Genomic DNA, 12,417 nt, shown 5'->3' with positions numbered 1-12,417 from the left:
ATGAACCGCAATCGCCAGCAAGCCGGCTCCTACAGGAACCCCACAATCCCTGTAGGAGCCGGCTTGCTGGCGAAGCGATCTATCAAACGCCGCTGTAACCTACTGACAACAAACCCGGCATATCGCGCAGGCGAACCCAAGGCTCTTTGCGCCAATGCAGCAGCCTCAGCGTCCCACCGGCCCACTCCATCGCCCGCATATGCGGCGCTTGCGTCGAAACGGGCCCCTCCTCCCGCAACATCGGCACCACATGGTGGGTCAGCCAACGCCGCAAATGGCGGTTTTCCGGGCAGTAGTGATACACCAACATTGCGTACACGCCTGACTCACTGAGCATCAAGGTCTCTTGCAAGTCATCGTTTCCCGACAGACGCATCATCCGCCGCTGATCCGCATCGAGCTTGAGCGCTTGTCTGCCGTTTATATCCACACCCATCAACCGGCCGATATCGCGGGCGCAGAACCAGGGTTCCGCGTGCAATAAAAGCGCACGTAGCTGAATGTGGTGACGGATGAATGTTTTGGGAAGGTAGTGAGCTTCGTACGCAGCTGATTGCGCAGAGTCTTCGGGGGGATTGGGGGTAACTTTGATCATGGCGAATAATCCATCGAAAAGTTGGAGATGCCAGCATCACTTGCAGGTGATGGGTGGCAGCTGTGTACGAGTCTGCAAGACCGAGTCGATAGATAACCCCGGCAGACCCGAAGGTCACCCCGTACACAGCCACCATAAATCGATGGTCGCCAAGTAAAGCGACGCGATTATAGGTGCGACTGTAGTTATCTACCAAACCTCGACGAGCTTGCAGGCCCGGTCGCTGAGATTGTCAGTGACGTCCCAGAGGTTATCGATGCCGCAGATGGCGGGCAAGACAGACATTACTTAATGTTCGGTAGGAGCATTCGTCAGTCGGAAGACGGGATTAAACACAAGAATAAAATCGGACACCGACCCTGTAGGAGCCGGCTTGCCGGCGAAAGCGGCGTATCAGTCGACATCACTGTTGAATGATGAACCGCAATCGCCAGCAAGCCGGCTCCTACAGGATTTATGTGCGATTCAAAATCCGCGATGGCGCTTGAGATGCTCGTTGATCTTCGCCGCCGGCACTTTCTGCAAACTGACCAGCAGATCATGGGACAACTCGCGCAACCCGTGCTTGTGCCGCAACTCCTGCGCCAGGTGCGCCGTCAGGTTGGCCGCCATTTCGGCATCGGCCATGGCCCGGTGAGCCTGGCCGGTGTGGGGCAGTTTGGCGAAGGTGGTGAGGGTGCCGAGTTTGTGGTTCGGTGCGGCGGGCATCAGGCGGCGGGCGAGGAGCAGCGAGCAGGCAAAGTTCTGCAAACGCGTACGTTTGATCCGCCCCAGCTCGAAGTCCCAGAACTTCTGGTCGAACCCGGCGTTGTGGGCCAGCAGCGGAGTGATGCCGACGAACTCATTGACCTCGTTCATCACCTGTTCGGCCGAGGGCGCGGTGCGCAACATGGCATTGCTGATGCCGGTGAGTTGTTCGATGAAGGCCGGTACGCGCACGCCGGCGTTCATCAGGCTCTGGTAACGCTCGACGATGCGCCCCTGTTCAAGAATCACCACGGCGATTTCCGTGGCCCGGCAGCTGCTGCTCGGAGAGATCCCGGTGGTTTCAAAGTCGATGACTGCTATGCGTTCCAAACCTGTTTCTACTCCGTAAAAATCAATTCTTGAGCAACAACGCGCCTTCGATCGGCACGTAGCGGCTGGCGGCTCGGATCAGCGAGTTGGCCGTCAGGCCCGGCACGCCGTAGGCCACCGCTTGCACCCCGTGCTTGGCGATGATGCGCTCCAGCAGCATGTCGAAATCACCGTCACCGGAGGCCAGCACCACTTCGTCGACATGATCGGCGGCGTCCATGATATCGAGGGTGATGCCCACGTCCCAGTCGCCCTTGGCCGAGCCGTCGCTACGCTGGATGTAGGGCTTGAGCTTCACGGTGAAACCGAGGTTGCGCAGGATCTGCTGGAACTGTTGCTGTTTGCTGTCGCCACGATCGATCGCGTAGGCATAGGCCTCGACGATCTCCCCCTGCTTGCTGATGTCAGCCCACAGCGCGGCATAGTTGAAGTGGCAACCATAGGCCTGACGCACGGTGTAATAGAGGTTCTGGACATCGGCGAATACTGCGATCTTTTTCACCGTGCATCCTCGTTGGAGCGCTGGCGCGCGGACAGGATCAGGCACCAGGCCCGAAAAGTGGCCCAGTATGCCAGCCTGGAGGAGTGTTCCGCGAATAATCGGCCCTGTGGCGCCGATCACATCTGACAGCAAAATTTGTTCTTCACTTCAGTGTTGCCTGTCAGGACGCCTTCGCGGGCAAGCCTCGCTCCTACAAGATCACGTGTCAGACGAAGGAATCGTCGTCGCCGCCGAAGAACGATGAACTGTCATCGCTATAGTCGGCATCGGTAAAGCCGCCCTGATCGTTGGCGTTGTTGTCAGCCACCCGCTGGTCGTCGCCCCAGCCATTGCCGCTGTCGCCCTGATCGTTGACCTGAGCCGGTTCTTCCTTGATGACCTCAACCACTTCCGGCTGCTGATTGTGATGGAACAGGCTGCTGATGCCTTGAGCCAGCATCACGCCACCCGCCACGCCAGCCGCCGTTTTCAGTGCCCCGCCGAGAAAACCGCTGCCGGCCTGTTGCTGCGGCGCGTAGTTCTGCTGAGGGGGTGCCGCGCCGAAGTTTTGCTGGGGCGGCTGCGAGTTGAACGACGGCCGCGCCGGTTCACGCCAGCCGCCCCCGCTCGATACTGGGGCACTTTGAGTCGGTGCGGGCTGCGGAGCACGGGGGCCGCCGCCGAAGATACTCGACAAAAAGCCGCCACTGGCCGGTGCCGGAGCTGCCGTGCGGGTATTGGCCGATTGCAGTTCAGCCTGCAATTGCTGGACTTGTCGGGCGAGCTGCTTGTTCTGGTCGTCGAGGCTCTTGATGGCTGCCTCTTGCACCAGAATCGCCTGGGTCATGAAATAGCCTGCCGCTGGCTGGCGAGTCAGGTGTTCCTTGATCCGCGCCTCGGCCTGGGCGTCGCGCGGGGCTGAGTCCGATTCGGCCTGTTGCAGCCGGGAAAACAGTCCATCGATCAGGGTTTGTTCTTCGCTGTTCATGGCGACCTCGTAGATTGCCGGGAATATCGTCGCCCTTTTCCACTACGGAAAAGGTGCCCCTCCGTAATGGAGGCTGATACAGGATGTTTCAATGACCTTTACCGAACGTTTACGTTTGCGCCCCGAAGGGCTTCATCGGTTAAAGTGGAGCACTGCTTTCAACCTGCGATACCGACTGATGAATCCGTTAGATGTACTGCGTGACTCCCTGTATTTCTTCAAGCGCAATCTGGGCCAGATCGTTCGACTGTGCCTGCCGCTGGTGATTTTCGAAGCGCTGCTGCAACAAGTGGTCGACCGCTCCACCGAGCCGGACGGTTTCCCCGGCATCAGCGTGATGGTCGGCTTGCTGGTCTATCCGCTGTACACCGCCGCGCTGATTCTGTTTCTCGATGCCCGCAGCCGTGGCGAGTCACCGCGCAACCGTGACCTGCTGGCCATGTCCGCGAGCTTGTGGCCGCGTTTCGCCCTGCTCACCGCGCTCAATACCCTGCTGATACTGATCGGCCTGTCGCTGTATTTCCTGCCGGGCATCTGGCTGATGGTGACGCTGGCGTTCGGCGAATACCTGCTGGTATTGCGCGGCATGGCCCCGCTGGCGGCGATGAAGGAAAGCCTGCGCCTGACCCGCGGCAACTTCCTGCGCATCCTGGTGTGCATTCTGTGTGTGATGGCCCCGTTGTGGTTGCTCAAGGGCGTGACCCTGCAGGCGTATCCGGAACCGCAGAACCCGGTGGTTGCCGTGCTGATCGACAGTGCCCACAGCTTTTTGCAACTGTTTACCAGCGTGGTGCTGTTCCGCTTGTTCATGCTGATCAGCGTCGTGCCCGAGGAAACCGACCGGCCACTCTGACCGCTCTACCCCATGGGCTTGGGCTCGGCTCTCGGTTATGCTCGGGGCAACTTTTGTAACGCGATAAGCCGAGCCATGACCCGTCTACTGCGCTACACCCTGCTGGCCCTGTTGATCGCCTGCCTGATGGGCGTGCTGATCTACAGCCTGACCTGGCGCCCCGAAGCCAGGGAAGCGCTGCCGGTCAGTTGCAGCGCCCAGGCGCCCACCCTGGTCCCCGGCCAGGCGTTGAAGGTGATGACCTGGAACGTGCAGTTTCTGGCGGGCAAGCGCTATGTGTTCTGGAATGACCTGGCCGCCGGCGACGACGAAAGCCCCACCGCCGAAGACATGGCCTTCAGTCTGGATGAAGTGGCGCGTGTGATCCGCGACGAGCAGCCGGACATCGTGCTGTTGCAAGAGCTCGACGACGGCGCCAAGGCCACCGAGTACCAGAACCAGCTCAAACTGCTCCAGGAACGGCTCACCGATTTGTATCCGTGCAGCACGCACGCCTTCGACTGGAAGGCCGACTTCGTGCCTGAACCGCACATCTTCGGCAGCGTCGGCCGGCAACTGGCGACCCTCAGCCGCTACCGGATCGGGCACGCCGAACGCCTGCAATTGCCAGTGGCGCCGGCCAACCTGGTCAGCCGCCAGTTCAAACCGAAAAATGCCTTGTTGGTCACATACCTGCCGTTGAGCGACGGCGCTCAGGTCGCCGTGCTCAATACCCATCTGGATCGCGCCATCCCTCTGGACGATACGCTGCAAGTCCAGGTCAGCGCCGTGGCCAAAGTCCTCGACAAGCTCGAAAGCCGCGGTACGCCGTGGCTGATCGGCGGCGACTTCGACCTGTTGCCGCTGGGGCAATATCGACGCCTGCCCGACGCGCAACGCACGGCCTACTCCGCCGACAGCGCGCTGCATCTGTTGTGGGACAAGTACCCGATGATCCCGACCAACAACGAAGCCAGCGGTGTCGAGCGGGCGCGCTGGCTGACCCATTATCCGAATGATCCGGGCTTGAACGGCCCGGACCGCACGGTCGATTACCTGTTCTACAGCCCGCGGATCAAACGGGTCGAGGCGATGGTGCGGCAGGACGATACGTTGCGCATTTCCGATCATTTGCCGGTGATTGCGCGGTTTCTGCTGCCGGTTGCGCCCTGACCGGGGCTGAATGCAAAACCTGTGGGAGCGAGCCTGCTCGCGAAGGCGGTGTGTCAGGCAACATTAATGTTGAATGTGCAGCCGCCTTCGCTGGCAAGCCAGCTCCTACAGGGGTCGCGGTTAAGTCAATGTTGCTCCAAGTCATCATGCAGCAGCCCGAAAATCTTGCGCTTCATCTCGATGAACGAGCGCTCCATGACCATGTCCAGGGTCCGTGGGCGCTCGATCGGCACGTCCAGGATCTGCTTGATCCGCCCCGGCCTGGCGCCCATGACGTAGACCCGGTCGCCCAGCAGGATCGCCTCGTCGATATCGTGTGTCACGAACAGCACGGTCTTCTTGCTGTTGCCCCAGACCCGCAACAACAGCTGCTGCATCTGCAGGCGAGTCTGGCTGTCGAGGGCGCCGAACGGTTCATCCATGAGCAGGATTTGCGGGTCGTTGGCCAGTGCGCGAGCAATGGCAACGCGCTGCATCATGCCGCCGGAAAGCTGCTTGGCGTAGTTGTCGGCGAAGCCGGCCAGGCCGACTTCATTGACGTAGTAGTCGACGATTTCCTTGCGCCGGGCCGCCGCCATGCCACGACGCTTGAGGCCGAACTCGACGTTCTGCCGCACCGTCAGCCACGGAAACAGCGTGTAGCTCTGGAACACCATGCCGCGATCCGCACCGGGGCCCTGGACTTGCTGGCCACCGACGTAGATCTCGCCTTCGGTGGGTTCATTCAGCCCGGCGGTGAGGTACAGCAGACTCGACTTGCCGCAGCCCGAAGGCCCTACCAACACCGCGAATTGTTGATCCGGGACCTCGAACGACACCTGCTCCAGCGCGGTGAAGATTGCGCCGTCCGGCTTCTGGTAACGCAGGCTGACCTTGTCCACCTGCAACCGAGGCGCGACGTGCACCGGCGTTGCCAGGGGCGTGACGAAACGTGGGGTGACGGCGCTTACTGAGCCCATGCGGTGATCCTCAGACGTAGGAAACGGAACAGTTGATCGGTGACCAGGCCCAGCAGGCCGATGATCGCGATGGCCAGGAAAATCACATCCACCTGGAAGCCGCGCATGGCTTTGAGGCTCAGGTAGCCCAGGCCGCTGGACGCCGCGACCAGCTCGGCAACCACCAGATAGGTCCAGGCCCAGCCCATGGTCACGCGCAAGGTGTCGAGCACACCCGGCAACGACGCCGGGGCGATGACATGCAGCACCGCATCGCGGCGGTTCGATCCCAAGGTATAGGAGGCGTTGATCAGGTCTTTGGAGATGCCTTTGGACACATCCGCGATCATCACCAGTTGTTGGAAAAACACGCCGAAGATGATCACCGAGACCCGCTGCTCCAGGCCGATGCCAATCCACAGAATGAACAGCGGCACGAACGAGGTCACCGGCAGGTAGCGGATGAAATTGACCATCGGCTCAAGAAAGGCCTGGACGATGCGGAAGCTGCCCATCAGCAACCCCAGCGGCACTGCGACCAGGGACGAGACGATGAAACCGACCATCACCACTTCCAGGCTGGCCCACACATGCTGGCCAAGGGTGCCATCGCGACTCAGGCGCACGGCGGCCTCGACCACCGCACCCGGTGTCGGCAGGAACATGCCCGGTACCACGCCACCGTAGGACAACCCGGCCCACAGGCCGATCAACAACACCCAGGCCAGCCCGCTCGCGCTCCAGATGACCCGCACCGGCAGGCCGGTCTTGGGCGTGATGCAGCGGCTCAGCCATGAATTACGCTTGAACATGCGAACCTCCTAGAGCGGGCTGACGAAGCGGTTGTCGATCAGGTCGTCATGGCTGACGTTGTAGGGCTTGCCCTGCAATTCACTGGCGGTCTCGTTGGCCAGCTTGATCAATGCTGCGCTGTCACCCGGGTTGCCCGGCGAGCCGAGGAGTTTTTCGCTCATGGCCTGATCGTAGAAGCGCACGCCCTGTGCGGCGGCTTCCAGTTCCTTCGGGTCGGCCAGGTAACCGCCGACGCCCTTGGCCATGATTTTGTAGGCTTCCTGCGGATGATCCTTGGCGTACTGGACCGCCTTGTACAGGCCGGCCACCAAGGCCTTGACGTCTTCGGGCTGCTTTTCGATGACCGTGCAGTTGAGCGCGACCACGTCGACGATCACCCCCGGGGTGCTGCTGCTGTCGATCAGCACTTTGCCTTGTTGCTTGCTGCGCACCATCGACAGATGGGGCTCCCAAGTCACGGCGGCGGGTACGCGACCGGCGATGAAAGCGGTGGCGGCATCGTCAGCCGTCATGTTCTGCACGGTGATGTCGCCCATGGTCATGCCGTGTTTTTTCAACAGATAAGACAACCAGAACTGCGAGGTCGAACCTTCGTTCACCGCCACGGCCTTGCCCTTGAGCTCTTGCAGACTCTTGACGTCTTTGCCCACCAGCACGCCATCGCCGCCGTGACTGTCATCCAGCGCGGCCACCGCCTTGAAGCAGAATTGCGGGCGGTACTTGAGCACTTCGTCGATGGTCGACGCCGAGCCCGAGAGTTTCCCCGAGGCCTGGGCGGCCATATACATCGAGGCCTCTTCGACCACCGGCAGTTCGACGGTCAGACCGCCTTCCTTGAAGTAGCCCAGGTCCTGGGCGAGGTACAGGGTGCCGTAGCCAACCCAGGTGGTGTGACCGATGGACAGGGTACCGGCCTGGGTACCGGTGGCGACCGTCGCGGCGATGGCGGTGACCGCCAGGGGATGAGTGAAACGGGTAAGCAAGGACTTGATCATGGAGCACTCCCAAAGCTGTTGATTTAGTTTTGTCATGGGCAGTACGGCCAGTGGCCTTGGAGCAGTTATCACCGGTGGTCTCTGGTGGACCTTTCGGTGGTCAGCGGTTGGCTGACTGGCGAGGTCGATGTTGGCCCAAGCCCGGGAATAGGAAAATTAGGAAATATGTCGATGGGAGTGATGAAAAAACTGGGTAGTGCGTACTGCGAAAGGGCGGTGCTGGCGGGGGTGCTCGGGGTGGGTGCAAAAGTTGATTGGTGTGTTGAATGGGCTATTGCTTTCGCGAGCAAGCCCGCTCCCACACTGGATCGGTGTCGTGCACAAACTCTGTGACCGATATAGATCATATGTGGGAGCGGGCTTGCTCGCGAAGAGGTCCGAAGGACCTTCCTGCCATGTCAGAGCCGGCCGTATTCCTGCGCCGTACGATCGACCGCTTTAAGGGTCTTGCCCACCAGTTCATCAACCTCCTCACGACTGGCAATCAACGCCGGCGCCATGATCATCCGCCCCAGCGTCGAACGGATAATCACGCCCTCTTCGAAGCCGATCGTGCGGCAGCGCCAAGCGATATCATTCTCGTTGGCAAAGCGCTTGCGGCTGGTTTTATCCTCGGCCAACTGCAGTGCCGCCACCATGCCGACCCCCTGGATATCCCCCACCAACGGGTGATTGCCGAACACTTCGCGCAAGCACTGTTGCAGGTACGGGCCGATGTCATCCTTGACCCGCGTCACCACCCCTTCATCACGCAATGCCTTGAGATTGGCGATGGCCACCGCCGCCGCCACCGGGTGCCCGGAATAGGTCAGGCCGTGGGCAAATACCCCGCCCTGCTCCACCAGCACCTGAGCCATTTTCTTCGACAGGACCAGCCCGCCCATGGGGATGTAACCCGAGGTCAGGCCCTTGGCGATCGACAGCGTGTCCGGCTCGAAACCGAAGTGCTCATGGGCGAACCATTCGCCGGTACGACCGAAGCCGCCGATCACTTCGTCGGCGCACAACAGCACGTCGTACTTGCGGCAGATCCGCTGAATTTCCGGCCAGTAACTCTCTGGCGGAAAGATCATCCCGCCCGCGCCCTGGAACGGCTCGGCGATAAACCCGGCGACCTTGTCCGCGCCCAGTTCGAGAATCTTCGCTTCCAGTTGCTGCGCCGCCCGCAGGCCGAATTCGGCAGGCGTAAGGTTGCCCTCGTGGGCGAAGAAATACGGTTCGTCGATGTGTTCGATGTCGGGCAGCATGCCGCCCATTTCGTGCATGAACTTCATGCCGCCGAGCGCCGTCGCCGCCAGGGTCGAGCCGTGGTAGCCGTTCCAGCGCCCGATCATGATCTTCTTCTCGGGCTTGCCGAGGATCGTCCAGTAACGGCGCACGGTGCGGATCAGCACCTCGTTGGCTTCCGAGCCGGAGTTGGTGTAGATCGCGTGGCTGTAGTGCCCCGGCAATAGACTGAACAACAACTCCGACAGCTCGATCACCTGCGGGTGGGTGGTGTGGAAAAACATGTTGTAGTACGGCAACTGTTCCAGCTGGCGGGTCGCGGCAGCCGCCAGGTCCTTGCGCCCGTAACCGAGGTTGGTGCACCACAACCCGGACATGCCGTCGAGATAACGTCGGCCATCGTTGTCCCACAGGTGCAGGCGCTCGCCACGGACCATCACCCGCGGTCCTTCGTCGTTGAGTGCCTTCTGGTCGACGAATGCGTGGATGTGGTGCGCAGCGTCGGCGGCCTGGTAGTCGCGGGTTTCACGTGGTGTGGTCATCGCCAGTTCTCCGTTTTGTTATTAGCGGCTGTTATGAGCGCAGCTGAAACCAAGTGGTCTTCAACTGGGTGTATTTATCGAGTGAGTGCAGCGACAGGTCGCGGCCGAAACCGGACTGTTTGCCGCCGCCGAAAGGCACCGTCACATCCAGCGCATCGACGCTGTTGACTGACACTGTGCCCGCTCGCAATTGCCGCGCCACGCGGTGCGCGCGGTTGAGGTCGTCAGTCCACAGCGAGGCAGCCAGACCGTAGACGCTGTCGTTGGCCAGTTGCAAGGCCTGGGCCTCGTCATCGAAGGCCGTGACGGCCAGCACCGGGCCGAAGACTTCGTCGCGAAACAGCGACATATCGGGGCTCACGCCAGTGAAAATCGTTGGCTGGATGAAGTTGTCGGAGCCGTTGAAGATCGATTGCCGGCCACCGCACACTTTTGTCGCCCCCTGACATCCGGCCTGCTCGATGAACTTCATGATGCGCGCGGTCTGACGGCTGTCGACGATTGCCCCGGCGCTGCTCGACGGGTCCAGTGGATCACCCGGCCGCCAGCGCTCGGCCTGCACCTTGAGGCGTTCGACGAATTCATCATGAATCGAGCGCTCGACCAGCAACCGCGAGTTGGCCGAGCAGACTTCGCCCTGGTTGAAGAAGATACCGAATGCCGCTTTCTCCGCGGCCAGATCCAGATCCTGGCAATCGGCGAACACCAGGTTGGCGCTCTTGCCGCCGCACTCCAGCCACACCTGCTTGAGGTTCGATTGTGCGGAGTACTGCATGAAATATTTACCGACTTCGGTGGAGCCGGTGAACACCAGGCAATCGACGTCCGGGTGCAAACCGAGGGCTTTGCCGGTCTGCTCGCCGAGGCCCGGCAGCACGTTCAATACGCCTGCCGGCAAGCCGGCCTCCAGCGCCAGCTCGGCCAGACGCAGGGCGGAGAACGGTGATTGCTCGGCGGGTTTGAGGATCACCGAATTACCTGCCGCCAACGCTGGAGCGAGTTTCCACGCGGCCATGTCCAGCGGGAAATTCCACGGCACGACTGCTGCGACCACACCCAGCGCTTCGCGGGTGATGGTCGCCAACACATTCGGCGCGCTGGGGGCGATCTGGTCGTAGAGTTTGTCGAGGCTTTCGGCATACCAGCGAAACACCCCGGCGGCGCCTGGCACGTCGATGTGGTAGGCGTCCATCACCGGTTTGCCCATGCTCAGCGAATCGAGCAGCGCCAGTTCTTCGCGGTTATCCATGATCAGATCAGCCAAGCGCAGCAGCACTTGTTTACGCTCGCTCGGCGAACGCGCAGACCAGGTGCCGGCTTCGAACACGTGCCGCGCATTGCATACCGCAGCGTCCACGTCTTCATCGCCGCAAGCGGACACGTTGGCCAGGCACTGGCCGGTGGCGGGGTTGACCGCGGTGAAGGTCTGCCCCGACTGAGCCGCACGGGGTTTGCCGTCGATCACGGCCTGATCGGGAAACTGCAGCGCAGCGGCTTTGTTTTGCCAATATGCAAGCTCGAACACGTTCAGATGCTCCATGGGCTTTTCTTGTGTATCGGATGGTGGCCCAGGCCCGTGTCGAGGAAAAATAGTAAAAATGTCTTCGCAGACCATGAAAAAACTGGGCAGCCAATCTCCCCGGCCGGGCGGTATATGGTTATTGTTCAGGCACAACAACACCGTCGTCAGAACGGATGCAGTCGGCGCGAAATTTGCCTGGATGTCGAATCCATCCGCCCCGAGGTTTGCCGTGGCTGCCTATAACCTGCGTCAACTGAAATACTTCATCACCACCGTCGAATGCGGCAGCGTGGCCGAGGCTTCACGCAAGCTGTACATCGCCCAGCCGGCGATCTCCACGGCGATCAAAGGCCTGGAAGACAGCTTCGGCGTGCAATTGCTGATCCGCCATCACGCCCAGGGCGTGTCCCTGACCCCCAGCGGTGCGCGCTTCTACCGCAAGGCCCAGGAACTGCTGCGCATGGCCAAGGAGTTCGAACAGAACGCCTTGGCCGATAACGACGTGGTGGCCGGACAAATCGATATCGGCTGCTTCGAAACGGTCGCACCGCTGTACCTGCCGCAGTTGATTGCCGGATTCTCGGCACTGTACCCGGGGGTGAAAATCCGCATTCGCGACGGCGAGCAGCAAGAGCTGGTGCAAGGCCTGACCTCGGGCACTTTCGACTTGGCGATCCTGTACGAACACGACCTCGACGCCACCATCCAGACCGAGCCGCTGATGCCGGCGCAACGCCCTTACGCGTTGCTGCCGGCGGATCACCGTTTTGCCGGGCTCAAGCAAGTGTCTTTGCGCGACCTGTGCCTGGAGCCGATGATTCTGCTCGATGTGCAACCGAGCCGGACCTACTTCGTCAGCCTGTTCGAAGAGTTGGGCCTGACGCCGCACATTGCCTTCAGTTCGCCGTCGATCGAGATGGTGCGGGGGATGGTCGGGCAAGGATTCGGCTTTTCGATCCTGGTCACCCGGCCGCATTCGGAGTGCACCTATGACGGGAAGAACGTGGTGTGCGTGGACATCGTCGAAGACGTCACGGGCTCGGGGTTGGTGGCGGCGTGGCTCAAGCGTGGGCAACTGACCAAACCGGCGCAGTTGTTTGCCGATTACTGCAGGGAGCAACTCACCGCGAAGGCCGAAAAATCACACAACACCCTGTAGGAGCCGGCTTGCCGGCGAAGGCATCCTTGAGATTTGCGTCGATCTTTCGGGCGCCTTCGCTGCGGTGCGGCGATC

General features: G+C 61.1%; 12 protein-coding genes. 3 read left to right on the top strand and 9 right to left on the bottom strand.

All coding sequences use genetic code 11. The features are described from left to right. Positions 1-82 precede the first annotated feature (82 nt). The 4 genes from F8N96_RS06745 to F8N96_RS06725 form a co-directional block, all read right to left on the bottom strand. On the bottom strand, positions 83-595 hold the full coding sequence (locus F8N96_RS06745) for a Bro-N domain-containing protein (RefSeq protein ID WP_150797150.1): 513 nt from the start codon (positions 593-595) through the stop codon (positions 83-85). A 465-nt stretch (positions 596-1,060) separates the two neighbouring features. Then, positions 1,061-1,672: a PolC-type DNA polymerase III gene (locus F8N96_RS06735; protein WP_150797149.1), complete on the bottom strand. Its 612-nt coding sequence runs from the start codon at positions 1,670-1,672 to the stop codon at positions 1,061-1,063. 22 nt (positions 1,673-1,694) lie between these two features. Beyond that, positions 1,695-2,174 (bottom strand): NYN domain-containing protein, encoded by a 480-nt coding sequence (locus F8N96_RS06730; RefSeq protein ID WP_064675757.1) that lies wholly within the window; start codon positions 2,172-2,174, stop codon positions 1,695-1,697. A 205-nt stretch (positions 2,175-2,379) separates the two neighbouring features. Further along, complete coding sequence (locus F8N96_RS06725; RefSeq protein ID WP_150797148.1) at positions 2,380-3,141, bottom strand: DUF2076 domain-containing protein; 762 nt, start codon at positions 3,139-3,141, stop codon at positions 2,380-2,382. Between the two features lie 178 nt (positions 3,142-3,319). On the opposite strand from F8N96_RS06725, the gene F8N96_RS06720 reads away from it, so the two are divergent. Both F8N96_RS06720 and F8N96_RS06715 read left to right on the top strand, forming a co-directional pair. Then, entirely contained in the window at positions 3,320-3,994 is a 675-nt protein-coding gene (locus F8N96_RS06720) for a YciC family protein (protein WP_224789501.1), read from the top strand. Positions 3,995-4,069: 75 nt separating this feature from the next. Then, entirely contained in the window at positions 4,070-5,146 is a 1,077-nt protein-coding gene (locus F8N96_RS06715; protein ID WP_150797146.1) for an endonuclease/exonuclease/phosphatase family protein, read from the top strand. A gap of 125 nt (positions 5,147-5,271) precedes the next feature. Here the strand turns inward: F8N96_RS06715 and F8N96_RS06710 are convergent, their stop codons facing one another. The 5 genes from F8N96_RS06710 to F8N96_RS06690 form a co-directional block, all read right to left on the bottom strand. Further along, positions 5,272-6,105, bottom strand: coding sequence for an ABC transporter ATP-binding protein (locus F8N96_RS06710; RefSeq protein WP_150797145.1), 834 nt, complete (start codon positions 6,103-6,105; stop codon positions 5,272-5,274). Continuing rightward, positions 6,093-6,896 (bottom strand): ABC transporter permease, encoded by an 804-nt coding sequence (locus tag F8N96_RS06705; RefSeq protein WP_150797144.1) that lies wholly within the window; start codon positions 6,894-6,896, stop codon positions 6,093-6,095. Before F8N96_RS06705 ends, F8N96_RS06710 begins: the two co-directional genes overlap by 13 nt. Before the next feature lie 9 nt (positions 6,897-6,905). Beyond that, positions 6,906-7,892, bottom strand: coding sequence for an ABC transporter substrate-binding protein (locus tag F8N96_RS06700; protein ID WP_150797143.1), 987 nt, complete (start codon positions 7,890-7,892; stop codon positions 6,906-6,908). A gap of 398 nt (positions 7,893-8,290) precedes the next feature. Beyond that, a complete protein-coding gene (locus F8N96_RS06695) occupies positions 8,291-9,661 on the bottom strand; it encodes an aspartate aminotransferase family protein (protein WP_150797142.1) in 1,371 nt (456 codons plus the stop codon). 31 nt (positions 9,662-9,692) lie between these two features. Beyond that, positions 9,693-11,186 carry an aldehyde dehydrogenase gene (locus F8N96_RS06690; RefSeq protein WP_150797280.1) on the bottom strand — a complete coding sequence of 498 codons (1,494 nt, stop codon included), beginning with the start codon at positions 11,184-11,186 and terminating at the stop codon, positions 9,693-9,695. A 226-nt stretch (positions 11,187-11,412) separates the two neighbouring features. Between F8N96_RS06690 and F8N96_RS06685 the strand changes: the two genes are divergently transcribed. After that, entirely contained in the window at positions 11,413-12,342 is a 930-nt protein-coding gene (locus F8N96_RS06685; protein ID WP_150797279.1) for a LysR substrate-binding domain-containing protein, read from the top strand. The last annotated feature ends 75 nt before the right edge of the window (positions 12,343-12,417 follow it).

The sequence above is a fragment of the Pseudomonas fluorescens genome (assembly GCF_902497855.1).
Taxonomy (GTDB): Bacteria; Pseudomonadota; Gammaproteobacteria; order Pseudomonadales; family Pseudomonadaceae; genus Aquipseudomonas; species Aquipseudomonas fluorescens_BI.
The sequence above is the reverse complement of the archived record's forward strand: the minus strand, read 5'-3'. Positions and strand labels throughout refer to the sequence as shown.

Bases quoted from the DNA above. Each gene is read 5' to 3' on its own strand.
- F8N96_RS06745 (WP_150797150.1), bottom strand. From the start codon at position 595: ATGATCAAAGTTACCCCCAATCCCCCCGAAGACTCTGCGCAATCAGCT.
- F8N96_RS06725 (WP_150797148.1), bottom strand. From the start codon at position 3,141: ATGAACAGCGAAGAACAAACCCTGATCGATGGACTGTTTTCCCGGCTG.
- F8N96_RS06720 (WP_224789501.1), top strand. From the start codon at position 3,320: ATGAATCCGTTAGATGTACTGCGTGACTCCCTGTATTTCTTCAAGCGC.
- F8N96_RS06715 (WP_150797146.1), top strand. From the start codon at position 4,070: ATGACCCGTCTACTGCGCTACACCCTGCTGGCCCTGTTGATCGCCTGC.
- F8N96_RS06710 (WP_150797145.1), bottom strand. From the start codon at position 6,105: ATGGGCTCAGTAAGCGCCGTCACCCCACGTTTCGTCACGCCCCTGGCA.
- F8N96_RS06705 (WP_150797144.1), bottom strand. From the start codon at position 6,896: ATGTTCAAGCGTAATTCATGGCTGAGCCGCTGCATCACGCCCAAGACC.
- F8N96_RS06700 (WP_150797143.1), bottom strand. From the start codon at position 7,892: ATGATCAAGTCCTTGCTTACCCGTTTCACTCATCCCCTGGCGGTCACC.
- F8N96_RS06695 (WP_150797142.1), bottom strand. From the start codon at position 9,661: ATGACCACACCACGTGAAACCCGCGACTACCAGGCCGCCGACGCTGCG.